The sequence below is a fragment of the Microbacterium nymphoidis genome (assembly GCF_021044885.1).
In the GTDB taxonomy this organism is placed as follows: Bacteria; Actinomycetota; Actinomycetes; order Actinomycetales; family Microbacteriaceae; genus Microbacterium; species Microbacterium nymphoidis.
The window spans coordinates 18,366-44,829 of the sequence record NZ_JAJNOD010000002.1; the positions used below are offsets into that span (position 1 = coordinate 18,366).

A 26,464-nucleotide genomic window follows, 5' to 3' on the forward strand; every position below is an offset into this window, starting at 1 on the left:
TCACGCATTGTCAGCGCGGGAGATCGAGCAGATCGAGCAGCGCGGCGGACTTGCGCTTGACGGCGGCGGACTTCGTCGTCGCCGCGATGTGCGCGAGGCCGGGCCATCGCGCGTCCTCGGGGAACATGGCGTCTCGCGCAGCCGCCGCCCTCAACGCGGGTGCGAACTCCGTGGCCACGTCGATGATCCGCACCAGCCAGCGCGGTGGCGTTCCCTCAAGCGCACTGGCATGGCGAATGGCGTGGGTCAGCACCGGGTACAGGGAGGGAAGCATGGCGGGGTACTGCGAGAGACGCCGCACCAGCATCGACGGGTCGAAGTGCTCCGAGGCCAGCATGACCTCGACGGCGTCAGCCACGCGGGTGGGGCCGAGGATGTTCTCCGTGGCCTCGGCGAAGTAGTAGGTTTCGGGGGTCGGCTGCAGCTGAGTGGCGAAGAAGAGCACGACGAGTGACCGGGAGAGCACGGCGTCCCGGGAGCGGGACCGTTCGGTGAGATGCACCAGCGCACCCTGTGCCGGGTCGTAGCCCAGCCACGACGTGCCGAGCGACGCGATTCCTTCGTTGGCGAGCCCGTACGCCCATCCGCTGCTGAACTCGTGCACGCTGCCGTCGGCGAGCGTGAGCGTGACGAGGAACACCGACCCCCGCTTGGCGGGGATCGTCGAGAACTGGAGCGAGGCGCCGTCCGCGATGACGGCAGGGTCGGGGACGGCGGGCCAGGCGGCAGCGAACTGCTCATCGGTCAGTTGTTCGGGCTCGGGTTCGGGTACCGCAGCGACGTCGGGGAGCAGCGGCACCAGCCGGCGAGCGGCCACGACGGCATTGGACGAGCCGGTTCGCGCGGCGATGGTGCGAACGCCGGGCAGCGCGAGCACGTCGGGTGCGGCCAGCCCCACCGCGATGGCTGCCTCCACCTCCGGCAGCATCCGCTCCAGGAACTCGATCGCCTCGGCGACACCGGGCGGGATGCGGGTGCTCGAGGCGCAGGCGTCGACGACGTCGGCCGTCAGCGGCCAGACGACGGACAGCATGCCGGCCTCGGCGAGCTCCTCCCAGGACCGCACGCGCGACGCGATCGCGGAGATGCCGCCCTGCCAGCTGAGCTGACGGGCGCGTGCGACGCCCGGCAGAAGGACGCCGTTCTGCCAGGCGGTGATGGCGGCGTCGAGCCCGAGGCCGCCCTCGTCGCCGAACGCGAGCAGAGCAGAGGCCGGAATCTCTCCGTTGGGGATGCTTCGCAGCAGGGCGGGTCCGGGCTGGCGCCAGCCCGGCTCGCTGTCAGCCCAGTTCGGGTACTCGGTCAACGGCACCGCCCGGGCTGTGCCGCGACGATCCGGGAATCCGGTGAGCGCCGGATGGGCGGGAATCGGGTTGACGAAGCCGTCGTCGTCCTCGCCGGGGTGCTCGAACGGCGTGGCGAACCACGCGGCGAGCACCTCTCCCGCTGTGACCGGCATCGTGTTGCCGTCCTGCAGCACGATCGGCACGGGAGAAGAGTGGAGACGGGCACGGACGGTATCGCTGAGGAGGGTTCGGTCGATGCGCGGAAGTGCAAGCTGCAGATCCGCTTCGAGCACGGCGGTGTCATCTGCGGCATAGCGATCCAGCCGGTCGGCGAGATCGCCCGGGTCGATGCGATAGTCGTCCCAGCTGGGCGTCGACAGAAGCACGGGGATCTCTCCGAGGCGCTGGAAGACCGCGGCCGCGCAGGCGCGGGGCGCGCTGTCGTACTGGCGACGGTGGGAGTTCTCATCGTGCTCGTCGGAGCCGATGATGTTCCCGCCGGTACGCCAGCCGTGTACCGGGTGCAGGCCGGGAGTCCACCGTTGGGGCACGGTGCGGAGGGCGCCGCGGACGCCCTCGATGTCATCGCGCGCGACCGCGTTCGCCGTCGCGAGGAACCGCTCGACAGGCAGATCAAGCGACTCGCCCGCCCCCGCCAGCAACGTGGACGTGAGCGCCGTGAGGTTCTCAATGGTCGCTGGCCCGGCATCGAAACGTGGCACGGGCGCCAGTGGAGGCGTCGGCTGCCAGAGGCCCCGGGGAGCTGACGGGGCTGCGGCCGCTGGTTCCTCCGCGTCGAGCCCCCATTCGTCGATCAAGCGCGCGGCGAGCTTGCTCACCTTCTTGTCCTTCGCCGTCCGCAGATCGGCGGCGGATTCACCGATGATGGCGGCCGTCTCGGCAGCCGGGGCGGGGTGCGCCAATGCCGCTTCCAGCACGCCGGCCTTCGCTTTGGCGCTCTTGGCGGACAGCCCGATGAGCATCACCTGGAGGGTGAGGTCATCGTCTGCCGCGGCGAGCAGAATCGGTGCGAACATGTTGATCAGGGCATCGTCGCCGAACGACAGCGCTGACACGACGACGCCGACGTGTTCGAGGACGTAGGCGTCGGGGGCGCCGAGGTCGTCCATCAGCACCGTCGCGAACTCTTTGCGATCGATCGGACGCTGGGCGGATTCCATAGCGTGCAGCACGAGGTCGCGCGCCTCGTCGCGGCTGACGAGGCCGCGGGCCACACCTCGTCCGATCACCCCGATCCAGTTCCCGGTGGTCGTGACGCCGGAGGTCAGTACCGCGCGAAGGTGTTCGGCGAATCGGCTGGCCACGGTCTCGTAGGGGAGCAGGTTTTCGGGAAACCCGGTGGTCTCGCCGTCGGCAACGCGGATGGCCGAGTCCGCGCGCGTCGCCCAGCTCTCCAGATAGCCGGGGTCGTTCGGGATCGGGATGTCCGGCGCGCTGGAGACGGCGTACGCGATCGCACCGGCGAATCGCACGCGGGCGCGACGCTGAGCGAGGAACTGGGAGAGGAACTTCTCGCCCCGAGAGGCCAGCAGCTCACCCTGTGCCGCCACGGGCAGACCCGTGGGGAAAACTTCTACGGCTCGCTTGGCGGGAACGCCGAGCCGGATGGCGAAGGCGCCGAGCAGGTCGGTGTCGACCCCGACGTGGTTGATCCATCCCCAGCTGTTGTCGCCGGTCTGCCCGAGCGATGACCATTCGCCCGTCAACAGACCGTTCTTCGCGGTCTTCTGCTGCTGCACGGTGCCGAGCGGGAGGGTCAGGACATCATCGCTGCTCGCTTTCTCCCATCCGAGCTCGCGGAAGATCCGCAGCGACTCTGCGAGCGCGGGGTCGGTGGTGATGGCGGCGGTCATGAGGCCGTCCCTTCTGAGATCATCACGGCGAGAACGTGTGCGCATGGTCCGCGGCTGCTGCCGTGCCGGGCGTACCAGACGCAGGTGCAGGAGTAATCCGGTGTCGTCGTGCGGACGATGTGCGTGCTCGTGGCCGCGTCCACGGTCCAGGTATCCGCGGTGCGCCGGACTCCGCCGGCGGCGATGATGCGGCGGGCGCGCACCAGCCGGGGGTTGTCGCCGTCGATGCGATCCGGATCATCCGGAAGCTCGCGATGGAAGTACGCCTCTTCTCGCACGTCCCAGCCCACACGGCCGGAAGCCGCGAGAACAGCCAGCGACTCGCGTGTCTCACCGGCGGAGAGCGCGGCGTCCGCAGCGAGGCGATCGATGTCGATGCGGGGATCGAACGACAGGAGCGCCGACAGCACGGCGGCGTTGTCCAGCACGTCCGTGGCAGCGAGGGAGGCCAGCAAGGCACCTTCGCCCGAGTATCCGCGGGTGGCGTTCTCCGTGAGGGCGACCAGCAGCCGGGCTCCCGGGATCTCGATCTCCACCGCTGCCGCGCCAGCGGTGCGATCGCGGGGGCCGTACACGGTGAGCGACTGCAGCTGAGTGAGCAGACGCTTCAGGCCGCTGAGCCGGTGCAGCCCGCTGACATGGACGGCGTCCGTGCTCGCTCGCGGAGCGACGCGGATGCCGGTGGGCGTCGGAGTGAGCCAGCCGTCACGGCCACTGCCTGTAGACGGCGGCAACGACGCCACGAACGCGCGGGCCGGCGCAGCGGCGACGGTGAAGCGCGCCACGAGCGACGCGTGCACCTCGGCGGCGTTGCCGAGCGCACGCACCCAGCGGTCGGGCATGGTGACCGGCCGCTCGACGGCGGACGTGGTTGGCGTGGCGGCGGTGAGGCCATCGTTCCCGACGTCGAGGTGCAGGAGATCGTTGCGCGTGATGGCCGCCAGGGTGCGACGCATGGCGGGGCCGATGTCCACGTTGGTGGTGCCGTACGAGATCTCGCCGCCGTCGAGTCCCGATGAGAGCAGGTCCAGTCGCGCATAGACGCTGTTGTCGGCGGAGAACACCTCAGCGCGAAGGCGATCGCCGTGCGCGGTCAGCACGGGGTCCCGCATCGTCGTGGGGACCGGCTGGAAGTATCGCGTCGCCGTGATGTCGGCGAGAGCGACCAGCCCCTGTGCCACAGCCCGCGGCTCGGTGGCGAAGCCATGGAAGAAGCTCGGCGAAGCGGTGAAGCCCTCCCGCGTCAGCGCGGGGGCGAGTGCCAGGGTGAGGGAGGAAGCGGTCGCTTCGGACTCGGTGGCGTATCCGCGGGCGCTCATGCGGTCCAGCCTAACGAGCAGGCCTGATTCGCCCCGGGGGCCGGACGCACACGGTTCACTCCTGCCCGCCGTCTCCGCCACCCCGGCCCCGCCACCAGTTCACGAGGAATGCCACGAGGGTGCCGCCCACGACGGTGATCGCGACGATGAACATCAGATCCCGCTCGGTCACAGTGCTCTCTCCCCTCGGGCCGCTGCCGCGACGATGCTCTCGATGCGGCGCGTGACGGTGCCTGCTGTGCGCGCCATGGCGATGTGGGTGAGCGCCATCTTGCGAGCGCTGGGGGAGAAGGCGTCCCAGGTCGCGCGCGCCTCCGGGAGAGCATCGAGTGCGGCGGTGAGCTCGGCCGGCTCGATCCCGGCTTCCGGCCCCTCCAGTACGGTCCACATTCCGTTGGCCTGCGCGGCATCGATCAGCGCCTGACCCGCCGGGGTCATGCGTCCTTCTGCGAGGAGACGACTCACGCGCTCCTTGTTGGACGCAGCCCACGCGCTCTTCGGCGAGCGCGGCGCGAACCAGAGTTTGGCGTGCGTGTCACCCGGACGTGCGACCGCATCGATCCAGCCGAAGCAGAGCGCCTCCTCCACCAGCGGGGCGTACAGATCGCCGCGCGTGGTCGACGCGTCCTTCGGCATGAGGACCCACACTCCGGTGGACGTGCTGGCGTTGACCTCCAACCACGAGCGCCACTCGGCCGCGGACGTGACCACGACCTCTTCGGCGTCTTCGAGCTTTCCCATGCCCCGATCATGGCAGCAACCTCCGACGTTGAGCGTGGCGGACGCGGCCGCCCGGGAATACCGCCGGGCGCGCAGGACGTTCGCGAAAGCATGAAGGTTCTTCTCACCGGCGCGACCGGCTACATCGGCTCATCCGTTCTCGAGCGCCTGCGCGCGGAAGGGCACGACGTGACCGCGCTCGTGCGGGACGACGCCAAGGCGCGCGTTGTCGAGAAAGCCGGTGCGACCGCCCTCGTCGGCGACGTCACCGACGAGGCTCTCATCGGCCAGGCGGCGGCCGCGGCGGACGGCGTCGTGCACACGGCCTCGACTCCGGAGGGCGACGGTGCGTTCATCGGCGCGGTGCTGCGGGCCCTCGACGGCAGCGGCAAGCCGTTCGTCCACACCGGCGGCATCTGGAGCTATGGCAATGGGAACGCGATCACGGAGGAGACCCCGTTCGACCGACCGGCTCTCACCACGTGGCGCGGTGCGGGAGAGTCCGCGGTGCTCGGCGCCTCTGGTGTCCGCGGCATGGTGGTGACACCCGCGCTGGTCTACGGCCGCGGCGCCGGCCTGATCCGGCTCCTCACCGACGAGACCGATGAGGGTGTTCGGCTGATCGGCGACGGCACCCAGCACTGGAGCACGGTCGACGTCGACGACCTCGCCGCGCTCTACGTCCGCGCGCTGGAGAACGGCGGCACGGGCGAGACCTACATCGGCGCATCGGGCCAGAACCCGACGGTCCGCGAGCTGGGCGAGGCAATCGCCACCGGCTTCGGGATCACTGCCGGGGTGCGTCCGGAGAGCGTGGCCGAAACCCGTGCGCGTCTCGGGGAGGCATTCGCGGATGCTCTGCTGCTGGACGAGCAGGCCTCGGGGGCGAAGGCGCGGGCCGAGCTGGGCTGGCAGTCCGTCGCGCGCCCGCTCGTGGAGCAGTTGGCCGACGGCACGTATCTGGGGGAGGGTGCCGGCACGGCGGCATGAGCCGGCCCGGGGGTCGCGGTTCAGGGCAGGGGTGAGATCTGCTTGGGGCTGGGCGTCGGATGGCATGCCCGCCCTCCCGTGATCCGGGAACGCACGGGGTGACGGGGTGGGGTGCGACATGTCTGTCGCACCCCACCCCGTCAGCCCCGCGGAGGGTTGAGCGGCAGCCACTCTTCGAGGGTCGTCGGGAAGATCTGAGCGCCCTCCACCGGAATCAGGGTGCGCTCCTCGATTCGGGCTCCGTAGTAGGGCGCGGTGTCATCGCGGACGACGGTGCGCGGGTCGCCTCGGAAGGCGAGAGCCCGGCGAGCGAACTCGTCCATGCCGAACGTCTCAGGGCCGGCGATCTCGATGTCACCCACGGGATCTCCCGCCGCCGTGCGCGCGACCGCCGTCGCCACGTCCTCCGCAGCAATGGGCTGGATGAGGGCACCCGGGAGTGTGACGACGTCACCGGCCGTGGAGATGTCCGCGATGCTGCCCACGAACTCGAAGAACTGCGTCGCGTGCACGAGGGAGAAGTCGATCGCCGATTCGCGGATCATCTTCTCCTGAGCGGTCTTCGCCGCGAAGTAGGGGATGTTCTGTGGTCGGTTGATTCCCACGATCGTGAGGGCGACGTGGTGCGTGACGCCCGCGGCGGCCTCGGCCTCGAGGAGATTCCGGGTGGATGTCGTGAAGAAGTCGAGGACGTCGGCGGGCGCGAACGAGGGCGAATTCGAGACGTCCACCACCGTGTCGGCACCGGCCAGCACCTCCGCGAGTCCCTCTCCCGTGAGCGAGTTCACGCCGGTGTTGGGCGACGCGGCGATCGCCTCGTGCCCGTGCTCGGTCAGTTTCGCGACGACCTTCGTGCCGATGAGACCCGTTCCGCCGATGACGACGATCTTTGCCATGGTTCAGCCTTTCGTTCGGTGAGCGCCGATATGAGCGCCTCGAAGTCATGACCGGCGGGCACACCGATCTGTGACGATCCGTCACACCGCGAGGTGGTGGTCGGTCGGAGCTTCTGAGGATCCGCGCGCGAGGCGGGTGGATTCATCGAACTTGTCGACGCGACGGAACGGGTGGAAAGTGTTGAGCGTGACTGCGGCGGACGAGGAGCGACGGGCCGATGCCGATCTCGACGAAGCGGTGCGACTCTTCGCGGAGCAGCGAGGTCGCCTGTTCGGAATCGCCTACCGGATGCTCGGGACCGTCTCGGACGCCGAAGACCTCGTCCAGGAGACATGGATTCGCTGGCAGAACACGGATCGCGGGCAGGTGGAGGAACCGGCGGCGTTTCTCGCGACCGTCATCACGAGGCTGTCGATCAACGTGCTGCAATCGGCTCGCGTGAAGCGTGAGACCTACATCGGTCCGTGGCTGCCGGAGCCGGTGAGCACGCAGGCCGATCCGACCCTCGGCGCGGAGCGTGCCGAAGCGCTGCAGTTCGCGATCCTCCTGCTGCTGGAGAAGCTCACCCCGACGGAGCGTGCGGCCTACATTCTGCGGGAAGCGTTCGACTATCCGTACCCGCGCATCGCGGAGGTCATCTCATCGAGTGTGGTGAGCGCCCGACAGCTGGTGAGTCGCGCGCGTACACATCTCGCCTCCGCGAAACAGGCGCAGATCCCGCTCCCACGGCAACGTCGGCTCCTGGAGGCATTCCTCACGGCCGCACGACGAGGCGATGCGCGTGAGTTGGAAGAGCTGTTCGCCGAGGATGTCGTCAGTTACACCGACGGCAACGGGGTGAAGCTCGCGGCGCGCATCCCGGTCGCTGGACGTGTTCGCGTCGCGGGATTCGTCGCAGCGTTCTCCGGGCACTTCTGGGCGGGGAAGGAGATCACCTGGGCGGAGGTGAACGGTCAGCCCGCCGCCGTGCTCGTTGAAGACGGGAAAGCGACGACTGTCGTGATGGTGACCGCGGCCGGGGACGAGATCGAGCAGTTGCTGTGGGTGATGAGCCCGGCGAAGCTGGGGCACGTGGCGTGAGTGAGACGTTCCGGCGGATACGGCGCTTGGCGTGGACTGAAGCGATACTCGGTCAGCGCTTGCGGCCCTCACCGCGGGCAAAAGCAAAACCCCCGCGATGTAGAAGCTACGCGAGGGTTTCTGGGACCGTTGTAACGACGGTCCTTGTGGCTCCGACGGGCGTCGATCCCGTGACCTCACGATTTTCAGTCGTGCGCTCTACCAACTGAGCTACAGAGCCGTACGGCTTGATGATGCCGCATCCGACACGAAAGGCCCTCTCAGAGAAAGGGCCCGTCGCTTGGAGCGACCCTGACGGGACTTGAACCCGCGACCTCCGCCGTGACAGGGCGGCACGCTAACCAACTGCGCTACAGGGCCATGATGTGTATTCAATTGTAGTGTGACCCCAACGGGATTCGAACCCGTGCTACCGCCGTGAAAGGGCGGCGTCCTAGGCCACTAAACGATGGGGCCGGAGCGGGGCTTGCGTCCCGCACTTGCCGACGATCCAGCATAAGCGGAAACTGAGGCGAAAAACAAACTGGCCCACGCCCGGGTGTGGCGAACCCGACACGCGAGCGGAAAATCCCTGATCAAGCGCTGAAGGCGCCTGCGGGCTGTGCAAGATGCATGAGGAAGTTCCCGATCAGCCCGTTACAAATGTGACTCGTGTTGTTACTGTGGTTGATGTGACTGACCCTGCAGTCTGGAGGACTCATCTTGCTTACGGGTACTGACGCGCGTCGCACACGTGGCGCGTCGAGCGCACGCTCGCGCCACACATCCCCCCGGCCGCGCCGGTTCGTGCTGGGCCTGGCCGCGCTCACCTTCGCGGTGGCGGGCACCATCATGGCCCCCGGCGCACCGGCTGCTTTCGCTGTGACCTACCCGTCGTGGGACGACGTGCAGGCCGCGAAGAACGACGAGTCCGCCAAGGCCGGACAGATCACCGAGATCGAGGGGCTCATCACCACCCTCAACAACAACGTCGCCACGACGCAGCAGGCTGCTCAGGACGCCGGTAACGCGTACTTCGATGCGCAGCAGGCGTTCGCGCTCGCATCGTCGAAGGCGGAGACTCTCCAGGCGCAGGCAGACCAGCAGGCGCAGGCTGCCACCGACGCGGCGAAGAAGGCCGGCGAAGTCGCCGCGCAGCTCTACCGCAACGGCGGCGACGACACCACGCTTCAGCTGTTCTTCTCCGACTCCGCGAAGTCGGCCGACGACATCCTCAGCGAGCTGGGTCAGGCCGACATGCTGCTCGAGCAGAACAAGGCGATCTACGACGCCGCCGTCCTCGCCCGTAACAACGCGCAGTCGCTCACGAACCAGGCCGAGGTGCAGCGCGCCGAACGCGACCGCCTGCAGGTCGAAGCGCAGGAGAAGTTCGCCGCTGCCCAGGCAGCAGCCCAGGCCGCACAGGCTGCGCTCGAAGAGCAGCAGTCCAACCTCGCCACCCTCCAGGCACAGCTGGCCGCGCTCAAGGACAACACGACCAAGGTCGTCGCCGCCTATGAAGAGGGCGTGCGCGTTGCCGAGGAGGAGCGCATCGCTCGCGAGAAGGCCGCCGAAGAGGAGCGCCAGCGCGCCGCCGAGGAGGAGCGCAAGCGCCGCGAGCAGGAGCAGCAGAACAACAACAACTCCGGTGGCGGCGACTCCGGCGGTGGCGACTACACCCCGCCGAGCTCGGGTGGCAACGGTGGCAGCGGCAGCGGCGGCTGGGTCCGTCCCAGCAACGGTGTCGAGACCTCCGACTACGGCCCTCGCTACTCCCAGTGCGGAAACGGCTACTGCGCGTCGAGCTTCCACGAGGGCGTCGACCTCGCATCCGGCTGCGGCAGCTACATCTACGCCGCACACTCCGGCACCGTCGCGTACTCCGGCTACAACGGCGGCTACGGCAACTACATCCGCATCTCGAACGACGACGGAACCGGCATCGCCACCGGGTACGGCCACATCCAGTACGGCGGCCTGCTCGTGAGCTACGGCCAGTGGGTCAATGCCGGCGATGTGATCGCCCTCGAAGGCAACACCGGCAACTCCTTCGGCTGCCACGTGCACTACGAGGTGTACATCAACGGCTCGACCACCAACCCGACGCCCTTCATGGCGCAGTTCGGTATCGACGTCTGATCCGCACCATCACGAAGGCCCCCGCATCGCGGGGGCCTTCGTCGTTTCCGGTCGGTGGTGGGAGATGGAAAACGCACCGCGGAGGCGCGTCGGGGGTGCGTTAGTTATCTCCCATCGGCGGTGACCGTCGCGCCGCTGGTGCTGCGCGACGGATGTCGCCGGTTGGATGTTCGGTCAGTGATGGGGATGGAAAACGCCCCGCGGCCGCGTCGCGGGGCGTTTTCCATCTTTCACCGCAGCTGAGGCATCGCGGAGCGCGACTCATCGCACGTCGACCCATGACCGCTGCCGAGACGGACGCCCCATGCCAACGCAAAACGGCCGCCCGAGCGGGCGGCCGTTTCGACGCGTGAGGTCAGTGACCCTCGGTCTTCGCGCGGTCGAACGCCTCGGTGACGAGACGCTCGGCCTCAGCGGCGTTGGCCCACTCGTCGACCTTGACCCACTTGTTGGGCTCGAGGTCCTTGTAGTGCTCGAAGAAGTGCGCGATCTCCTTCTTGGTGTACTCCGGGATGTCATCGACGTCCTGGATGTGGGCCCAGCGCGGGTCCTTCGCGAGGACCGCGACGACCTTGTCGTCGCCGCCGGCCTCGTCGCTCATCTTCAGGACAGCGACCGGACGGACGTCGACGCCGACGCCCGGGTAGAGCTGCTGGTCGAGGAGCAGGAGCACATCGAGCGGGTCGCCGTCCTCACCCAGCGTGTTGTCGAAGAAGCCGTAGTCAGCCGGGTAGCCGAAGACCGTGTACAGGACGCGGTCCAGCATGACGCGGCCGGTCTCGTGGTCGACCTCGTACTTGACGCGGCTGCCGCGGGGGATCTCGATGGTGGCGGTGTAAGCGCCCATGCGTGTGCTCCTTGAGAAGTCAGGACGGAATGCGCAACCAGCCTACTCGCCCGAGTCTGCGCCCTTCATCCGTGTTTTCGGCAGGTTCCCGGGCAGCGTGCGCGACATCAACGACGTGACGAGCGGAGTAAGCAGGAGCAGGAACAGAGCGAAGTAACCCTGCCCGGGGATGATCATCGCGATCACCATCGCAACCAGGAAAAGCGCGGCGGTGGCGGCATCGGCGATCGCTCCGCGGCGAATGCTGTCTCGTGGCGCCGCACTCAGGCCGTCATGGCGCAGGAGATACACGCGCGCCACGAGGGAGGTGATCTGCGTGAGCGTGAGGTTGCCGATGTACAGCGCCGCCTGCAGCGGGTCGGCCTCCATCGCGCCGAGAAGCGCCGTGGTCACCGGAAGACAGACGATCGTGAACATCCACGCGATGTTGATCCACAGCAGGGGAGCGGTGATGCGCTCCACCTGGTCATAGAGGCGGTGATGGCTGAGCCAGGAGACGGCGATCAGCACGAAGCTGAGCGCGAAGCTCACGATCTGACCCTGGTGCTCGGTCAGGAAGTCCCCGGTTCCGTAGGACGCATCCGCCTCCTGCATCCGCGCGGCATCCGTCACGGCCTCCATGAGGGGCAGGATCAGGAGGGTCATCGCAATGGCGACGACGGCATCGGCGAAGGCCTTGAATCGCTCCGCGCCCCAGGCCACGAATTCCCGTAAGGTCACGGCGCGAATCTACGCGGAACTGCCGCGCAGCGCGTGGCCCACGCGCCGTCGCAGCGAATCTCCGGACGCACGCCGGCGGTCGTGGTTACCTTCGTGGGGTTTGTCTCGAAGCGCGGTCATGGTGCACGGGGTGGGGGCTCACGGCGCGACCGCAGGGTGGCGGAGCTCGAAACCGCCGGTGCGGTCCGCCGGCTCGCCTCCGGAGGCGGGAGCCCAGCGGGTAGCGTGGGGGAGTGCCGTCCCTGAATCCCGCCGTGGCTGAGATCCGTCGTGCCGTGCGCACCGCGCTGGAACCGTATCGTGGGACGGTGGTCGTCGTCGCGCTGTCCGGCGGCGCAGATTCCCTCGCCCTCACCGCTGCGGTTGCGTTCGAGGCGCCCAAGCTCGATGTCCGCGCTCAGGCGATCACGATCGATCATGGGCTCCAGGATGGTTCGGCGGAGATCGCCGCGCGAGCGGCGGCGCAGGCGCGCGCACTCGGGGTGGCGGCGGAGGTCGTCACCGTGAACGTCGACCGGACACATCCCGACGGACCCGAAGCGGCGGCGCGCGCCGCGCGGTACGACGCGCTGGAACGTGCGGCCGACGACGCGGGCGCCGGACCGATCCTGCTGGCGCACACCCTCGACGACCAGGCCGAGACGGTGCTCCTCGGACTCGCCCGCGGGTCCGGTGCCGCCAGCCTGCAGGGCATGGCGCCGGTGGCCGGTCGCCGGGTGCGTCCGCTGCTCGACGTGCGCCGCGAGACGGTTCGTGAAGCCTGTGTCGCGCAGGAACTGGAGCCGTGGGACGACCCGCACAATCTCGACCCGCGATACACCCGCGTGCGCGTGCGCACGACGGTGCTTCCCCTGCTGGAAGCGGAGCTCGGTCCCGGTGTCGCGCAGGCGCTGGCCCGCACCGCCGAGCAGCTCCGCGAAGACAACGAGGCGTTCGCCGAGATGATCGAGGAGACCATCGAGGACATCGTCGAGCACGCCGAGGCTGGGATCGCTGTGTCGGTTCCGGCGCTCGCCGCGAACCCCGCCGCGCTCCGCCATCGCATCATCCGGCACGTCGTTGCGAGCGAGTTCGGCGTGAGCCTCACCCGCACCCAGACTCTGGAGATCGCGCGACTGGTCACCGACTGGCGTGGTCAGGGGCCGCTCGATCTGCCCTCCTGCACCGCTTCCCGTCACGGCAATTTGCTGACGTTCACGGCCCGCTGACCCTTCCGCTCTTCGCCCCGCCCATCCGGCTTCTGCCCGACCTCCGGGCCCCGCGGGCGTGCTCCCACGGCGTCGTCTCGAATTGAGGAGATTTCGTCGAAACGAGGAGCCTGAGCGGGACGGAGTCCTCGTTTCGACGAAATCTCCTCGTTTCGTGACGTGGCGGGAGCGTTTCGTGACGTCGATGGAGCGTCTGTGCGCTGCCGGGTCTGGCCCTGATGAGTGAGGGGGGTCCGGCTGGCGGTCCTCAATCGAGGAGCATTCGCTGAAATGAGGACCGTTTCGTGGGGAGGAGTCCTCATGTGGACGCATCGTCCTCGTTGCGTGGGGCTGCAACGAGAACTGCGCGCGAGCCGTGACGGCGCCCAGCGCCGGTGACGCCCACCGGACGGGGCGCGCACCAGGCCGTACCACGGATCCGACGACGCCCCCGGAAACAGTCGACGGCGGCGCACCCCGGGGGTGCACCGCCGTCTGAGAGAAGCGTTACTTCTTGCCGCCGAAGAGGCCGCCGAGGCCGTTCAGCAGGCCGCCGAGGTCGATGCCGCCCGCGGAGGACGACGAGTTGCCGCCACCGGTGAGACCACCCAGCAGACCACCGATGATGTCGCCGATGCCACCACCCGAACTCTCGGCACCTGCGGTGGCGGGAGCGGAGCTGGAGGACTGCTTGGCGAGGAGGTTCATGATGATCGGCGCCAGAATCGGCAGCAGCTTGCCGAAGTCGATGCCGGCCGTCGCCTTGTCTTCGGTGAGCTTCTGCTCGACGACCTGCTTGTCGGAGCCGAAGATGTGGCCGAGGATCTTCTGTCCGTCGGCCTCGTCCACGTTGCTCACGTCGATGTCGGTGTCGTGCTTCTTCAGCGCCTGCTGGATCGCAGCGGCACCATCTTCGCTCTCGGCGTTGCGGTGAAGGCCGCCGAGGATGGTCGCGCCACCCTCCTTGATCGCCTGCGTCGCCGTCGCCGGGTCCACACCCAGCTTTGCGGCGATGTCGCCGATCGGAAGATTCGCGAGGATGTCCTCAATCCCAGCCATGGGAGATCCTTTCGTAGAGAGGCGCGCGTGATCGGCCATCGGGCAGCCCGCGCAAGCCCACTGTGCCGTACCACCGGGGAAATGCACAACAGGCGCGGCACGTAGAATTGCTCCATGCGTGCAGCCGACATCGCCGATGACCTGACCGACGTCCTCGTCACCGAGGAGCAGATCCACGAGAAGCTGCGCGAGCTCGCGCAGCAGGTCGCTGTGGACTACGAGGGCAAGGATCTCGTGCTGATCGGTGTGCTCAAGGGCGCGATCATGGTGATGAGCGACTTCATCCGCGCGCTGCCCATCCTGGTTCCCCTCGACTTCATGGCGGTCTCCTCCTACGGCGCCAGCACGAAGTCCTCCGGTGTGGTGCAGATCCGCAAGGATCTGGACACCGACATCCACGACAAGCACGTGCTGATCGTCGAGGACATCATCGATTCCGGCCTCACCCTCTCGTGGCTGCTGGACAACTTCGCCTCGCGCGGCGCCGCCTCCGTCGAGGTGCTTGCGCTGCTGCGCAAGCCGGAGGCCGCGAAGGTGGAGATCGACTGCCGCTACGTCGGTTTCGACATCCCGAACGACTTCGTCGTGGGATATGGGCTGGACTACGACGAGCGCTACCGCAACCTGCGCGACGTCGCGGTGCTCGCCCCTCACGTCTACAGCTGAGGCGCGGCGGGCGCTAAGCGGACTCGTTCCATCCGTGGCGGACCCGACATCATCTCGGACCGAACACGGCGCACGGACTGAAGCCCGCCGCGAACGACCGGGGAACAAGGTCATCGTGCGCGGGGATCCGATCACCGCCGTCGGCGTGGTGTGGGCGCTGGCATGGCCGTGCGTCGCGCTCGCCCGGTGTCTCCGTGCAGCGCGCACCGCCGCGGGGTGAGCCGTTTTCCCACGTACGCCGTGGGCGAATACCAGCAAGGCCAAAGGAACGTCAGGATAGCCTGAGGGATACGCCGCGAGGCGTCTGTCGACAGAAGGGCATCGGGGAATCCCCGCACCATGGACTTCAAGAAGCTCACGCGCAATCCGCTCATCTATGTGGCGCTCATCGGAGTGCTGCTTCTGGTCGGGTTCTTCCTCATCTCGGGCCTGACCGGCGCGAAGGAGATCAAGACCGAGGAAGGCTTCGACCTTCTGAAGAGCGGCACGGTGACCGAAGCGGTCATCACGGACGGCGACCAGCGTGTCGACCTCAAGCTCGACAAGGCGTACGAGGGCTCCACGTCGGTGCAGTTCTACTACATCGGCGCGCGTGCGGCCGATGTCGTCGAAGCCGTCAACGAGGCCGCCCCCAAGGAGGGCTTCAACGACGCGGTGCCGCAGCCGAACTGGTGGGGCAGCATGCTCTCGCTGCTGATCCCGATGCTGCTGCTGGGTCTGCTGTTCTGGCTGATGCTCTCCAACGCCCAGGGCGGCGGCAAGGTGATGCAGTTCGGCAAGTCCCGTGCCAAGCTCGCCACGAAGGACATGCCCACGGTCACGTTCGCCGATGTCGCCGGTGCCGACGAGGCCATCGAGGAACTCGAGGAGATCAAGGACTTCCTCAAGGAGCCGAGCAAGTTCCAGGCGCTCGGCGCCCGCATCCCGAAGGGCGTGCTGCTGTACGGCCCTCCCGGAACCGGTAAGACCCTGCTCGCGCGTGCCGTTGCCGGTGAGGCCGGGGTTCCCTTCTACTCGATCTCCGGTTCGGACTTCGTGGAGATGTTCGTCGGTGTCGGCGCCAGCCGTGTGCGTGACCTGTTCACGCAGGCCAAGGAATCCGCCCCGGCCATCATCTTCATCGACGAGATCGACGCCGTCGGACGCCACCGCGGCGCCGGCATGGGCGGCGGGCACGACGAGCGCGAGCAGACCCTGAACCAGATGCTCGTCGAGATGGACGGCTTCGACCCCAAGGCCAACGTGATCGTCATCGCGGCCACCAACCGTCCCGATATCCTCGACCCCGCCCTGCTCCGCCCGGGCCGCTTCGACCGTCAGATCGGCGTGGACGCCCCCGACCTCAAGGGTCGCCTGCGCATCCTGGAGGTGCACGGACGCGGAAAGCCGCTGGCCGACTCGGTCGACCTCGAGGTCGTCGCGCGTAAGACCCCCGGCTTCACCGGTGCTGATCTCGCGAACGTCCTCAACGAGGCCGCGCTGCTCACCGCGCGCTCCAACGCACAACTCATCGACAACCGCGCGCTGGACGAGGCCATCGACCGCGTCATCGCCGGACCGCAGCGTCGCACGCGCGTGATGAACGACAAGGAGAAGCTCATCACGGCCTACCACGAGGGCGGTCACGCGCTCGCCGCGGCGGCGATGAACCACACCGACCCGGTCACCAAGATCACGATCCTCCCCCGCGGCAAGGCGCTCGGATACACGATGGTGATGCCGCTGGATGACAAGTACTCCGTCACCCGCAACGAGCTGCAGGATCAGATGGCCTACGCCATGGGCGGTCGCGTGGCAGAGGAGATCGTGTTCCATGACCCCACCTCGGGCGCGGCGAACGACATCGAGAAGGCCACGTCGACGGCTCGCAAGATGGTCACTGAATACGGCATGACGGCGGCGGTCGGACCGGTCAAGCTCGGCGGCGGCAGTGGTGAGATGTTCTACGGTCGCGACATGGGTCACGACCGCGACTACTCGGAGTCGGTCGCCGAGCGCGTCGACCAGCAGGTCCGTGAGCTCATCGAGCAGGCCCACAACGAGGCCTACGAGGTCATCAACGCGAACCGCGACATCCTGGACCGCCTGGCTCTCGAGCTGATGGAGAAGGAGACGCTGGATCACGTCCAGCTGGAGGACATCTTCAAGGATGTGAAGAAGCTGCCGCCGCGTGCGCAGTGGCTCTCCAGCGACCAGCGTCCGGTGTCGGCGCTCCCGCCGATCCAGATCCCGCGCGCGGCCAGCCAGGCCGCCGAGCAGGCTGACGCGCACACCGCCGCCGCCAGCACGACGCAGCCCGAGACGGGTGGCGGACATCCCCGACCCGCAACCGCCTGACGTGAGTGTCGACCAGCCTCGCGTCGCCGCCCTGGTCCGGGAGCTGATCGAGGCGATCGGCGAGGATCCCGCGCGTCCCGGTCTGGTGGGAACACCCGACCGGGTCGCGGCATCCTTCGCGGAGTTCTTCGCCGGCATCGGTGAGGATCCCTCGTCGCCGCTGGCTCACACGATCAGTGTTGCCCATGGCCCGGCGCCGGAGACCGAACCGAGCGGCGCGGTGGTCCTCCGCGACATCCGGTTCCGCTCCATGTGTGAGCACCATCTGCTGCCGTTCCTCGGCGTGGCCCACATCGCCTACCTGCCGGGTACCTCCGTGGTGGGGCTGGGGGCGCTGCCGAAGGTGGTTGACATCCTTGCGGCACGACCGCAGGTGCAGGAGCGCCTCGGCGAGCAGATCGCGGACACCATCTCGACGGCTCTGGAGGCGCGAGGCGTGCTCGTGGTCCTCGACGCCAGCCATCAGTGTGTGACGGCCCGCGGCGGACGTCAGCCGGTGGCATCCACGATCACCGTCGCCGCGCGCGGAGAGCTGTCGGAGCCCGCCGCCCGCAGTGAGATCATCGCGCTGATCTCGCGCGGACTCGAATCGGGAGCGGTCGATCGATGATCGGCATCTGGGGAATCGTCAACGTCACGCCCGACTCGTTCAGTGACGGCGGACGCTACCTCGATACGTCCGCAGCGCTCGACCACGGCCGCCGGCTCCTCGTGGACGGCGCCAGTGTGCTCGACATCGGCGGTGAGTCCACGCGGCCCGGAGCGGAGCGCGTCCCGGTCGCCGTCGAGATTGATCGCGTTGTCCCCGTGATCGAGGCGCTGTCCGCTGTGGGCGCCGTGGTGTCGGTGGACACGATGAACGCCGATACGGCGGTGGCCGCGGTGGCTGCGGGTGCCCGTTACGTGAACGATGTGGCGGGTGGACTGGCCGATCCCGACATGCTCGCCGCTGTGGCCGAAACGGATGCCGACTACGTGCTGGGACACTGGCGCGGGCCCTCGGCCGACATGTACGCGCGCGCCGAGTACGCGCGCATCGGACACGAGGTGGCGGCTGAGCTTCTCGACCGGGTGGAGCAGGCAGCCGCGGCCGGGATCGACCCGTCGCGCATCGTCCTGGATCCGGGCATCGGCTTCGCGAAGACGGGCGAGCAGAACTGGGCCCTGCTGCGTGAACTGGACGCCGTCACCGCTCTCGGACTGCGTGTGCTCATCGGCACGAGCCGCAAGCGGTTCTTCCTGCCGGTCCTCGGTGGCGAGGCGGACGAGCAGCGCCGCGATCTGGCCACCGCCGTCACCAGCGTGCTCGCGGCCGACGCTGGCGCGTGGGCGGTCCGCGTGCACAATGCCGCTGCCACCCGGGATGCTCTGGCCGTGCGATCAGCCTGGGAAGGAGAACCGTGATGACCGAGCACTTCCGCAAGGAGCCATTCCGATCCGACCTCAGCCGCCGTGAACTCCGTGCTCCGGTTGCCGTCGGCCGCGCCGCGTTCCGCGAGCCCGTCGACGCGGCACGCGACCCGCGACGGGTGCGATGCATGCCCGGCATGGGAGGGTGGCAGTGATGGACGAGATCACGCTGACCGGCCTCACCGTCTTCGGACGGCACGGGGTCTTCGACTTCGAGCGGGAGCAGGGGCAGGACTTCACCGTCGACGCCACCCTGCGCCTCGATCTGGCGCCTGCCGCAGCGAGCGACGATGTGCGCGACACCGTGCACTATGGAGAACTCGCCGAGGCCTTCGCGGACATCATCGCGGGCGAGCCGGTGGACCTCATCGAGACCCTTGCCGACCGCCTCGCGACGGCGGCGCTGGCTGATGCACGCGTGCGCTCCGTGTCGATCACCGTGCACAAGCCGCATGCGCCGATCGAGCGCTCCTTCGCCGACGTCTCGGTGACCGTTCACCGGGAGCGCTCATGAGTCGCGACCTCACCCGCACCCTGCCGGTGCCCGAACGTACGGGGCGTGAAGCCGTGGACGTCGTCATCGCGCTGGGCTCCAACCTCGGAGACCGCGAGGGCACGCTGGAAGCGGCAGCGGCGGAGATCGGCCGCCTGCCGCTGGTGGACGACATCCGGCTGTCCCCGGTGATCAGAACCGTGGCGCTCACCCCGTCGGGGCCCGATCCGAGCAAGCCCGAGTACCTCAACGCGGTGGCGATCGTGCGCACCAGGCTCGCGCCCACCGTCCTGCTGGGCTATCTGCAGCGCATCGAGGCCGAGCACGGCCGCGTCCGGCTCGAGCGGTGGGGCGATCGGACGCTGGACCTCGACATCATCTCTTACGGCGACCTCCACAGCACCGATCCGCACCTCACGCTGCCCCACCCCCGCGCGCACGAGCGCGAGTTCGTGCTGCGCCCGTGGGTGGAGCTCGATCCGGACGCGATCCTTCCCGGGCACGGGCGGGTCGTCGATCTTCTGGCGGGGCTGCGCCCATGAAGCGTACCCGGGGGGCTGTGCTCGCCCTGATCGCAGCTCTCGCTGCGGTGCTGGGCTACGGCACCGACCTGCTGCTGACCAGCTTCGGCCGACCGACCTTCACCCCGGACTGGGTGCTCCCCGTGGCGCAGGTGATCATCGCGATCGCCGTGCTGATCCTGGCCTGGCCGATCCGCCGCGCAACCCATGGCGGCGCGCGCGTCGACCCGTTCCGCGCGCTCCGGGTGGCGGTGCTGGCCAAAGCATCCAGCGTGCTGGGCTCCGCGATCGGCGGATTCGCGCTCGGACTGGCGGTTTTCCTGCTCCTGCGTCCGGTCCCTCCCCGGGTAGGCTCGATAACGGTCATCGCCGTGACCGTGGGGACGGGCGTACTGCTCGTCATCGCGGCGCTGGTGGCCGAGAGTTTCTGCACGCTCCCGAAGGACGACGATGACAACGCCCCAGGATCCGACGAACCCGCAGCTCCCGCCCACCCCTGAGATCCTCCCGGCCTCGGAGTCCGCACCGGCTGGCCCGGCGGGCGTCCCGGCGCCGACGGCATCCCCGGCATCGGCGGCATCCCTGCCAGCCGTTGCGCAGACTGTTCCCCCGGCGCCCGCGGCTCCGGTTCCCGAGCCTCAGGCCTCCGCGGCTCAGGTTCCAGGCCCGCAGCCTCCGGCGACGCAGGTTCCCGCGACGCACGCTTCCGGTTCGCAGGTTCCTGTGGCGCAGGGTTCCGGTTCGCAGGGTTCCGGTTCGCAGGTTCCCGCGACGCAGGTTCCCACGACGCACGCTTCAGGTTCGCAGCATCCCGCGACGCAGGGTTCCGGTACGCAGCATCCCGCGACGCCGATTCCCGGGTTCCCGGTTCCTGTGGCGCAGGACTCTGACTCCCCGGCACCCGCCCCGCAGAGCCCGGGAGCCGATGTTCCCGGACCGCACACTCCCGGGTCCCGGATTCCTGACCCGCAGACGCCGGCTGTGCAGAGCCCGGCAGGCGACGTTCCAGTGACCCACGCTCCCGGGTCCCCGATTGCTGCCCGGCAGGCGCCCGTCCCACAGGTCCCGGGAGCCGATGTTCCCGGACCGCAGGCGCCGGTGCCGACGCCGCCGGCACTGGACGAGGGCACGTTCACCGAACTCAAGCAGCCGCGCGGGTCCGCTCGGCTCGAGCTGGACGGCTCGTGGCATCAGATCTCCCGCAAGTACGTCGCGGTCCAGCTGATCACCAACGGCTTCGTCCTGCTGCTCGCGATTGCCGCCGCGATCGTCGTGGGCGTCGCGTTCCAGCAGCTGTGGGCATTCATTCCCGCCGCTGCCGTCGTGGTCGCTACGGTGTGGGCCATGGCGATCCTGCCGCGCCAGGCGCGCGCGTACGGGTACATGCTCCGCGCCGATGACATCGTGTTCCGCCGCGGAATCCTGTGGCAGCGGATGGTCGCCGTCCCCTACGGGAGGATGCAGCTCGTCGACGTGACGCACGGCCCACTCGACCGCGCGTTCGGTATCGCACAGCTGAAGCTCGTGACCGCGGCAGCCACGACTGGCGCGACGATCCCCGGCCTCACGCAGGCCGGCGCAGAACAGCTGCGTGACACCCTGATCGAAGTCGCCGAGTCTCGACGGACCGGCCTGTGAGCGGCAACCAGCAGCATCCGTTCCCGGGTATCCCGCCGCAGCAGCCTGTGGTGCCGGACGGCCTCCCCGGGACCGGCTTCCCCGCCCCGGGCGTCCCCGCCGCCGGCACGCCGCAGCCGCAGCGCGTCGAGAGCGATCTCGCCGACGGCGAGTGGCACCGCATGCACCCGCTCACTCCGCTGATGCAGGGCGGGCTGTTCCTCATCGTCGTGATCGGCATCGTGGTCGCGAACATGCGAGACCGCCTGATCGCGCTGTTCGTGCCCCAGTTCCGTGACTATGAGGATCGCTACGCGGGGGACCCGGTCGACTGGATCCTCACGAACAACCTGGTGCTCGTGGCGCTGGGTGGCGTGCTGGTCGTGCTGGCGCTGCTCATGGTCGCCTTCTACATGTCGTGGCGTTTCCACCAGTTCCGCATCTCCGACTCGGATGTGGAGGTCAAGCAGGGCGTGATCATGCGCAAGCAGCGTCGCGCTCCGCTGGACCGGGTCCAGGGCGTCAACCTCACGCGGCCGTTCGTCGCGCGCCTGATCGGTCTCGCCAAGCTCGAGGTCGTGGGCGCCGGTGCCGACGCCAACGTCAAGCTGGAGTACCTGCGCACGGCGGACGCCGAGGCAGTGCGCGCCGACATCCTGGGCCGCGCGTCGGGACTTCGCCGCCAGCGCGAGCTGCGCCAGAGCGGCCAGCCTGTGCCGCAGACTCGCGCGCAGGAGTTCATCCAGACGGTGGGCGGCGGGATCACGGGCATCATCGACGGGGCCGAGGCTCCGGTCGCCGAACCGGCCAGCGTGGTGCACATTCCGATCGGCCGGCTCATCGGCTCGCACTTGTGGAGTCCCACGACCCTGATGCTCGTGGTCTACATCGCGGTCGTCGTGGTGGGCTCGATCTTCGGGAGCGAGTACGTGCTCTTCGCCCTCCTTCCCGCGGTGTTCGGTGTGGGTCTGTACTGGTTCCGCAGTCTGATGAAGGTGCTGCGCTACTCCATCGCCCCCACGCCGGACGGCTTACGGATCACCTTCGGCCTGACCACCACCATCACGGAGACCATCCCGCCGGGCCGCGTGCACGCCGTGGAGGTCCACCAGTCGCTGCTCTGGCGGCCGTTCGGCTGGTACACCATCAAGATCAACCGGTTGAGTGGCAAGAGTGCGGAGAGCCAGCAGAGCGACCCGTTCACCACGATTCTCCCGGTGGGAACCCGCGCCGACGTGGAGCGCGTGCTGATGCTGCTGTTCGACCAGCTCGCCACCGCAGACGTTGACCGCATGCTGGTGGACGGTCTGGGCAAGCGCCCCTCGAACGACCCCTTCGTCAACACGCCCACGCGTGCCTGGTGGGTGCACCCACTGAGCTGGAAGCGCACAGGCTTCGTGCTGACGGGGGAATTCCTGCTGCTGCGCCGTGGCGCGCTTATCCGCACGCTCGCGATGTTCCCGCTGGCTCGTTCGCAGAGCATCGACGTGCGACAGGGCCCGCTGGCGCGAGCAGCCCGTATCGGCACGCTCCATGTGCACGTCGTGCCCGGACAGGTGAGCGGCGTTCTCTCGGGGGTGGATCGTCAGCAGCTGATGACGCTGTTCCAGAACGCGCAGTCGCGTGCCATCCACGCGGCCCGCTCCGACCGCACGCATCGCTGGGCGGAGAGTAATCGGTGAACGGCGACGGACGGCTCGGTATCGGCCTGATCGGCGCCGGGCGGGTGGGCCCCGTCGTGGCCTCCGCTCTCGCCGGTGCCGGCCATGCAGTGATCGCTGTGACGGCGGGGTCCGACCCTGATCGGGTGTCTGCGATGCTTCCCGACGTACCCCAGGTCGACGCGGTCGAGGTGGCTCGTCGCAGCGAGCTCGTGATCATCGCGGTCCCGCACGAGGAACTGCCCGGGCTGATCTCCGGCCTGGCGGCGGTCGGGGCGTGGCAGATGGGCCAGCTGGTGCTGCACACCGATCCCGCCTACGGGGTAGACGTGTTTGCTCCGGCCCGGTCTGCCGGGGTGATCCCGCTCGCAATTCACCCCGCCATCGTCTTCACCGGAACCAGCATGGACCTGCGGCGCCTGTCCGGCGCCTACGCGGCGGTGACGGCGCCGGGCCCCGTGCTTCCCATCGCGCAGGCGCTCGCGGTGGAGATGGGATGTGAGCCGGTGGTCGTGGCGGAGGAGGATCGTGCCGCGTATGCCGAGGCGATCGGAACCGTCACCACGCTGGCCGCTGAGGTGGTCCGCCAGTCCGCAGACCTGCTTCGGGGGATTGGTGTGGGCAATCCGGGCGGCTACCTCGAGGCGCTCGCACATTCCAGCATCGACAGCGCGCTGACCGCGGCCGGCCGTGGCGATGAGATGCTCGCGACCGAGTTCCTCGACGAGGACGAGGACGACGAGGACGAGGACGACGAAGAGCGCTGAGTCCTCCATGGAGATCGCCCCGTCGTGCGGTGATCCGGGTGAACGGGGCTCGCAGACGGGCCTCGATAGAATGGACCGACTTTCACAAGGAGCCCCGCATGACTGAAACGCCGTCCGCCGCGCCCGGCGGAGCCGCTGACGAGCCCACCGCAGAGGACATCTTCGAGCAGAAGGCGGTGCGTCTGGCGAAGCGTGCGAAGCTCATCGAGCAGCGCTCCGATGCCGCGGGCGGCGCCTACCCGGTGTCCGTGCCCGTCACGACCACGATCGCCGAGCTGCGAGCCCAGTACGGCGAGCTGGAAGCCGACACCGCGACCGGCGTGACGGCCGGAGTCGCGGGTCGTGTCGTGTTCAGCCGCAACACCGGCAAGCTCTGCTTCGCCACCCTGCAGTCGGGAGACGGCTCGCGCATCCAGGCGATGATCTCGCTCGCCAACGTGGGTGAGGAATCGCTCGCGGCGTGGAAGGAGCTGGTCGACCTCGGTGATCACGTGTTCGTGAGCGGTGAGGTCATCTCCTCGCGGCGTGGCGAACTGTCGATCATGGTGTCCGACTGGACCATCGCTGCGAAGGCGATCCTGCCGCTGCCGAACTTCCACGCCGACCTGAACGAGGAGACGCGTGTGCGCAGCCGCTTCCTCGATCTCATCGTCCGTGACAAGGCACGTGAGAACGTCATCGCGCGCGCCAAGACCAACGCGAGCCTGCGCCAGACGTTCGCGAACCACGGATTCATCGAGGTGGAGACCCCGATGCTGCAGGTGCAGCACGGTGGGGCCTCGGCTCGTCCGTTCGTGACCCACTCGAACGCGTTCGACACCGAGCTCTATCTGCGCATCGCGCCCGAGCTCTACTTGAAGCGCGCTGTAGTGGGCGGCCTGGAGCGGGTCTTCGAGATCAACCGGAACTTCCGCAACGAGGGTGCGGATTCCACGCACAGCCCCGAGTTCGCGATGCTCGAGGCCTACATGGCGTACAGCGACTACAACGGCATCGCCGATCTCACCCAGGAGATGGTGCAGAACGCCGCTGTCGCGGTGTCGGGCTCCACCGTGGTGACCTGGGCCGACGGCACCGAGTACGACCTCGGCGGTGAATGGGCGCGCATCTCGATGTACGACTCGCTCTCCGATGCCGCTGGCGTCGTCATCACTCCGCAGACCCCGCTGGCCGAGCTCAAGGCGCTCGCCGACTCGGTGGGCGTGGAAGTTCCTGAGAAGGTCGCGACGCACGGCAAGTACGTCGAAGAGCTGTGGGAGCACTTCGTGAAGGGCTCGCTGGAGCGCCCGACCTTCGTGATGGACTTCCCGGTGGACACGTCGCCCCTGGTACGCGAGCACCGGAGCATCCCGGGCGTCGTCGAGAAGTGGGACCTGTACATCCGCGGATTCGAGCTGGCCACCGGATACTCCGAGCTGGTGGACCCCGTGATCCAGCGCGAGCGGTTCGTGGAGCAGGCCAAGCTCGCCGCACAGGGCGACGACGAGGCGATGAGCGTGGACGAGGAGTTCCTCCGCGCCCTGGAGCACGCCATGCCCCCCACGGGCGGCATGGGCATGGGCATCGATCGCCTGCTCATGGCCATCACGGGCCTCGGCATTCGCGAGACGATCCTCTTCCCGCTGGTGAAGTGACCTCTCCGGGTGCCGCGGCACCCGGAGCGGCCGCGGCCCGTCGACCATCCGGCCGGCGGGCCGCGTCGTGTACTGCGCCGGCGCCCGCCCAGCGGTCACGGTTCCACCGGGGTGAACGCCCAGCCCGGCAGATGACCGCGGGAGGAAAGCTCATCGATGATCTCGGCGAGGCGCTGGCCGGGATCGACGGAGAGCGCGGCGCGGGCGTACACGCCGGCATGTGTTCCCCACCCGAGCGCCCATGCGGTCCAGGCGGCCGACGCCAGTGCGGCGCCCCGGAATCGTCCGGAGGCCAGGGCAGCGAGGCCTCGCAGCAGGTGGAGCGCCTGATGCAGCCGCGCCTGGTCCGGCCGGGGCCCCTCGCCGGCGAGAAACAGCGGACCCGCCGGATAGTCACCGGACTCCTCCCATTCCAGCTGCGCCTCCAGGACCTGATGGGCGGCACCGGCTCCGTGGCACCAGTGGGCGAGGGCGACGTCGCGCACCGACGGGCGAGCGAGGCACCACAGCAGCAGCGCGGCTCGTTCGTCGGTGAGGATGTCGTCGTCGAGGGACTCGAACTCCAGCGCGGTCTCCCAGGCGGTCGCGACATCAGTCAGCTCCATGAGGATCCGCGCCCCCTGCGCGTTGAGGTCGCCCGCGCGATCGGCGCCAGGGCAGGTCTGTGACCGCAGGACGTCCGCAGCTCGCTCGGTCTCGGCGAGCGCCTCGGACACCCGGCGTCGACGTTCCTTCGGCGCGCGCACGAGGGTGCTGCCGCCCGCCTGATCGCCGGCCGGTGTCACCAGACCCGCCGGCGCGAGACGTGAGATCTCCTCCAGCGAGCGCGGCGAGGGCGTCCGCTCGTCACGATAGCTCGCCCAGCCGTTCTCGGCGATGGCGAGTGCATCGATGACGAACAGTCCGCACGCATCCGCACGGATCCGGAGCGCGTCGAGCACCTCGCGCGCGCCGGATTGTTCGAGCTCGCCGTCCGCGTACACCGCGAGCACCACGGCATCGACGTCGGGGACGCGGCACACCGTGCCGATGGTGGTCGCGGCGAACGCATCGACATCGTGGGCGACGCGGTCCACGCGCAGCATGGCGAGGGAGCGGCCGGCGCGGAAGGGGATGGCGACCACGCTCTCGCGCGGCACGTAGCCCGCGAGATGGGGGATGAGCGCGAGGAGCTCGGCGGAGGAGTCTGCGGTGATGATCGTTCTCATGGCCCGATGGTCGCAACGGGAGAGGGCACGGAGTGGAGTCTGTCGACAGCCCT

General features: G+C 68.7%; 24 protein-coding genes and 3 tRNA genes. 16 read left to right on the forward strand and 11 right to left on the reverse strand.

Features of this window, described 5'->3' with window-relative positions; translation table 11 throughout:
* Positions 1-10: 10 nt before the first annotated feature.
* The 3 genes from LQ566_RS09365 to LQ566_RS09375 all read right to left on the reverse strand — a co-directional run bounded on the left by LQ566_RS09365 (position 11) and on the right by LQ566_RS09375 (position 5,220).
* Complete coding sequence (locus LQ566_RS09365) at positions 11-3,160, reverse strand: hypothetical protein (protein ID WP_231091423.1); 3,150 nt, start codon at positions 3,158-3,160, stop codon at positions 11-13.
* Entirely contained in the window at positions 3,157-4,479 is a 1,323-nt protein-coding gene (locus tag LQ566_RS09370) for an SWIM zinc finger family protein (RefSeq protein WP_231091424.1), read from the reverse strand. Before LQ566_RS09370 ends, LQ566_RS09365 begins: the two co-directional genes overlap by 4 nt.
* A 168-nt stretch (positions 4,480-4,647) precedes the next feature.
* Positions 4,648-5,220: a YdeI/OmpD-associated family protein gene (locus LQ566_RS09375; protein WP_231091425.1), complete on the reverse strand. Its 573-nt coding sequence runs from the start codon at positions 5,218-5,220 to the stop codon at positions 4,648-4,650.
* Positions 5,221-5,310: 90 nt separating this feature from the next.
* Between LQ566_RS09375 and LQ566_RS09380 the strand changes: the two genes are divergently transcribed.
* A complete protein-coding gene (locus tag LQ566_RS09380; RefSeq protein WP_231091426.1) occupies positions 5,311-6,189 on the forward strand; it encodes an NAD-dependent epimerase/dehydratase family protein in 879 nt (292 codons plus the stop codon).
* Positions 6,190-6,329: 140 nt separating this feature from the next.
* On the opposite strand, the gene LQ566_RS09385 is transcribed toward LQ566_RS09380, so the two are convergent.
* Positions 6,330-7,085 (reverse strand): SDR family oxidoreductase, encoded by a 756-nt coding sequence (locus tag LQ566_RS09385; RefSeq protein ID WP_231091427.1) that lies wholly within the window; start codon positions 7,083-7,085, stop codon positions 6,330-6,332.
* Positions 7,086-7,272: 187 nt separating this feature from the next.
* On the opposite strand from LQ566_RS09385, the gene LQ566_RS09390 reads away from it, so the two are divergent.
* A complete protein-coding gene (locus LQ566_RS09390) occupies positions 7,273-8,166 on the forward strand; it encodes an RNA polymerase sigma-70 factor (RefSeq protein WP_231091428.1) in 894 nt (297 codons plus the stop codon).
* Positions 8,167-8,313: 147 nt separating this feature from the next.
* On the opposite strand, the gene LQ566_RS09395 is transcribed toward LQ566_RS09390, so the two are convergent.
* The 3 genes from LQ566_RS09395 to LQ566_RS09405 form a co-directional block, all read right to left on the reverse strand.
* Positions 8,314-8,386: transfer RNA gene (locus LQ566_RS09395), tRNA-Phe, on the reverse strand.
* A gap of 66 nt (positions 8,387-8,452) precedes the next feature.
* Positions 8,453-8,526 (reverse strand) — tRNA-Asp (locus tag LQ566_RS09400).
* 23 nt (positions 8,527-8,549) lie between these two features.
* A tRNA-Glu gene (locus LQ566_RS09405) sits at positions 8,550-8,622 on the reverse strand.
* A gap of 246 nt (positions 8,623-8,868) precedes the next feature.
* On the opposite strand from LQ566_RS09405, the gene LQ566_RS09410 reads away from it, so the two are divergent.
* Positions 8,869-10,284 (forward strand): M23 family metallopeptidase, encoded by a 1,416-nt coding sequence (locus tag LQ566_RS09410; RefSeq protein ID WP_231091429.1) that lies wholly within the window; start codon positions 8,869-8,871, stop codon positions 10,282-10,284.
* Positions 10,285-10,639: 355 nt separating this feature from the next.
* Here the strand turns inward: LQ566_RS09410 and LQ566_RS09415 are convergent, their stop codons facing one another.
* Both LQ566_RS09415 and LQ566_RS09420 read right to left on the reverse strand, forming a co-directional pair.
* Positions 10,640-11,131: an inorganic diphosphatase gene (locus LQ566_RS09415; RefSeq protein WP_231091430.1), complete on the reverse strand. Its 492-nt coding sequence runs from the start codon at positions 11,129-11,131 to the stop codon at positions 10,640-10,642.
* Positions 11,132-11,173: 42 nt separating this feature from the next.
* Positions 11,174-11,851: a TMEM175 family protein gene (locus LQ566_RS09420; protein ID WP_231091431.1), complete on the reverse strand. Its 678-nt coding sequence runs from the start codon at positions 11,849-11,851 to the stop codon at positions 11,174-11,176.
* A gap of 233 nt (positions 11,852-12,084) precedes the next feature.
* Between LQ566_RS09420 and tilS the strand changes: the two genes are divergently transcribed.
* The gene (tilS, locus tag LQ566_RS09425; RefSeq protein WP_231091432.1) at positions 12,085-13,059 is read left to right on the forward strand and encodes a tRNA lysidine(34) synthetase TilS; all 975 of its coding nucleotides are present in this window, start codon (positions 12,085-12,087) and stop codon (positions 13,057-13,059) included.
* 486 nt (positions 13,060-13,545) lie between these two features.
* Here tilS and LQ566_RS09430 read toward each other — a convergent pair whose 3' ends face one another.
* Positions 13,546-14,097 (reverse strand): DUF937 domain-containing protein, encoded by a 552-nt coding sequence (locus tag LQ566_RS09430; protein WP_231091433.1) that lies wholly within the window; start codon positions 14,095-14,097, stop codon positions 13,546-13,548.
* Positions 14,098-14,211: 114 nt separating this feature from the next.
* On the opposite strand from LQ566_RS09430, the gene hpt reads away from it, so the two are divergent.
* The 12 genes from hpt (at position 14,212) to lysS (ending at position 25,203) form a co-directional block, all read left to right on the forward strand.
* Positions 14,212-14,763, forward strand: a complete 552-nt coding sequence (gene hpt / locus LQ566_RS09435; protein WP_231091434.1) for a hypoxanthine phosphoribosyltransferase — start codon at positions 14,212-14,214, stop codon at positions 14,761-14,763.
* A 339-nt stretch (positions 14,764-15,102) separates the two neighbouring features.
* Positions 15,103-17,100 carry an ATP-dependent zinc metalloprotease FtsH gene (gene ftsH, locus LQ566_RS09440; RefSeq protein WP_231091435.1) on the forward strand — a complete coding sequence of 666 codons (1,998 nt, stop codon included), beginning with the start codon at positions 15,103-15,105 and terminating at the stop codon, positions 17,098-17,100.
* Between the two features lies 1 nt (position 17,101).
* Positions 17,102-17,710: a GTP cyclohydrolase I gene (gene folE, locus LQ566_RS09445; RefSeq protein WP_231091436.1), complete on the forward strand. Its 609-nt coding sequence runs from the start codon at positions 17,102-17,104 to the stop codon at positions 17,708-17,710.
* The gene (gene folP / locus LQ566_RS09450; RefSeq protein WP_231091437.1) at positions 17,707-18,504 is read left to right on the forward strand and encodes a dihydropteroate synthase; all 798 of its coding nucleotides are present in this window, start codon (positions 17,707-17,709) and stop codon (positions 18,502-18,504) included. The genes folE and folP overlap by 4 nt, the downstream gene beginning before the upstream one ends.
* Positions 18,504-18,665 carry a hypothetical protein gene (locus LQ566_RS09455; protein WP_231091438.1) on the forward strand — a complete coding sequence of 54 codons (162 nt, stop codon included), beginning with the start codon at positions 18,504-18,506 and terminating at the stop codon, positions 18,663-18,665. Before folP ends, LQ566_RS09455 begins: the two co-directional genes overlap by 1 nt.
* Positions 18,665-19,024 (forward strand): dihydroneopterin aldolase, encoded by a 360-nt coding sequence (folB, locus tag LQ566_RS09460; protein WP_231091439.1) that lies wholly within the window; start codon positions 18,665-18,667, stop codon positions 19,022-19,024. The genes LQ566_RS09455 and folB overlap by 1 nt, the downstream gene beginning before the upstream one ends.
* Positions 19,021-19,545 (forward strand): 2-amino-4-hydroxy-6-hydroxymethyldihydropteridine diphosphokinase, encoded by a 525-nt coding sequence (folK, locus tag LQ566_RS09465; RefSeq protein ID WP_231091440.1) that lies wholly within the window; start codon positions 19,021-19,023, stop codon positions 19,543-19,545. The genes folB and folK overlap by 4 nt, the downstream gene beginning before the upstream one ends.
* Positions 19,542-20,024: a DUF3180 domain-containing protein gene (locus LQ566_RS09470; RefSeq protein WP_231091441.1), complete on the forward strand. Its 483-nt coding sequence runs from the start codon at positions 19,542-19,544 to the stop codon at positions 20,022-20,024. The genes folK and LQ566_RS09470 overlap by 4 nt, the downstream gene beginning before the upstream one ends.
* A gap of 598 nt (positions 20,025-20,622) precedes the next feature.
* Entirely contained in the window at positions 20,623-21,162 is a 540-nt protein-coding gene (locus tag LQ566_RS09475) for a PH domain-containing protein (RefSeq protein ID WP_231091873.1), read from the forward strand.
* Complete coding sequence (locus LQ566_RS09480) at positions 21,159-22,823, forward strand: PH domain-containing protein (protein ID WP_231091442.1); 1,665 nt, start codon at positions 21,159-21,161, stop codon at positions 22,821-22,823. The genes LQ566_RS09475 and LQ566_RS09480 overlap by 4 nt, the downstream gene beginning before the upstream one ends.
* Positions 22,820-23,569, forward strand: a complete 750-nt coding sequence (locus tag LQ566_RS09485) for a DUF2520 domain-containing protein (RefSeq protein ID WP_231091443.1) — start codon at positions 22,820-22,822, stop codon at positions 23,567-23,569. The genes LQ566_RS09480 and LQ566_RS09485 overlap by 4 nt, the downstream gene beginning before the upstream one ends.
* Positions 23,570-23,667: 98 nt before the next feature.
* Complete coding sequence (gene lysS, locus LQ566_RS09490) at positions 23,668-25,203, forward strand: lysine--tRNA ligase (RefSeq protein ID WP_231091444.1); 1,536 nt, start codon at positions 23,668-23,670, stop codon at positions 25,201-25,203.
* A gap of 95 nt (positions 25,204-25,298) precedes the next feature.
* Here lysS and LQ566_RS09495 read toward each other — a convergent pair whose 3' ends face one another.
* The gene (locus LQ566_RS09495; RefSeq protein WP_231091445.1) at positions 25,299-26,411 is read right to left on the reverse strand and encodes a DUF4192 family protein; all 1,113 of its coding nucleotides are present in this window, start codon (positions 26,409-26,411) and stop codon (positions 25,299-25,301) included.
* Between the last annotated feature and the right edge of the window lie 53 nt (positions 26,412-26,464).

Bases quoted from the DNA above. Each gene is read 5' to 3' on its own strand.
- ftsH (WP_231091435.1), top strand. From the start codon at position 15,103: ATGGACTTCAAGAAGCTCACGCGCAATCCGCTCATCTATGTGGCGCTC.
- LQ566_RS09495 (WP_231091445.1), bottom strand. From the start codon at position 26,411: ATGAGAACGATCATCACCGCAGACTCCTCCGCCGAGCTCCTCGCGCTC.
- folP (WP_231091437.1), top strand. From the start codon at position 17,707: ATGATCGGCATCTGGGGAATCGTCAACGTCACGCCCGACTCGTTCAGT.
- LQ566_RS09470 (WP_231091441.1), top strand. From the start codon at position 19,542: ATGAAGCGTACCCGGGGGGCTGTGCTCGCCCTGATCGCAGCTCTCGCT.
- folB (WP_231091439.1), top strand. From the start codon at position 18,665: ATGGACGAGATCACGCTGACCGGCCTCACCGTCTTCGGACGGCACGGG.
- folK (WP_231091440.1), top strand. From the start codon at position 19,021: ATGAGTCGCGACCTCACCCGCACCCTGCCGGTGCCCGAACGTACGGGG.
- lysS (WP_231091444.1), top strand. From the start codon at position 23,668: ATGACTGAAACGCCGTCCGCCGCGCCCGGCGGAGCCGCTGACGAGCCC.
- LQ566_RS09365 (WP_231091423.1), bottom strand. From the start codon at position 3,160: ATGACCGCCGCCATCACCACCGACCCCGCGCTCGCAGAGTCGCTGCGG.
- LQ566_RS09430 (WP_231091433.1), bottom strand. From the start codon at position 14,097: ATGGCTGGGATTGAGGACATCCTCGCGAATCTTCCGATCGGCGACATC.
- LQ566_RS09415 (WP_231091430.1), bottom strand. From the start codon at position 11,131: ATGGGCGCTTACACCGCCACCATCGAGATCCCCCGCGGCAGCCGCGTC.
- LQ566_RS09375 (WP_231091425.1), bottom strand. From the start codon at position 5,220: ATGGGAAAGCTCGAAGACGCCGAAGAGGTCGTGGTCACGTCCGCGGCC.
- LQ566_RS09370 (WP_231091424.1), bottom strand. From the start codon at position 4,479: ATGAGCGCCCGCGGATACGCCACCGAGTCCGAAGCGACCGCTTCCTCC.
- LQ566_RS09385 (WP_231091427.1), bottom strand. From the start codon at position 7,085: ATGGCAAAGATCGTCGTCATCGGCGGAACGGGTCTCATCGGCACGAAG.
- LQ566_RS09455 (WP_231091438.1), top strand. From the start codon at position 18,504: ATGACCGAGCACTTCCGCAAGGAGCCATTCCGATCCGACCTCAGCCGC.
- hpt (WP_231091434.1), top strand. From the start codon at position 14,212: ATGCGTGCAGCCGACATCGCCGATGACCTGACCGACGTCCTCGTCACC.
- LQ566_RS09380 (WP_231091426.1), top strand. From the start codon at position 5,311: ATGAAGGTTCTTCTCACCGGCGCGACCGGCTACATCGGCTCATCCGTT.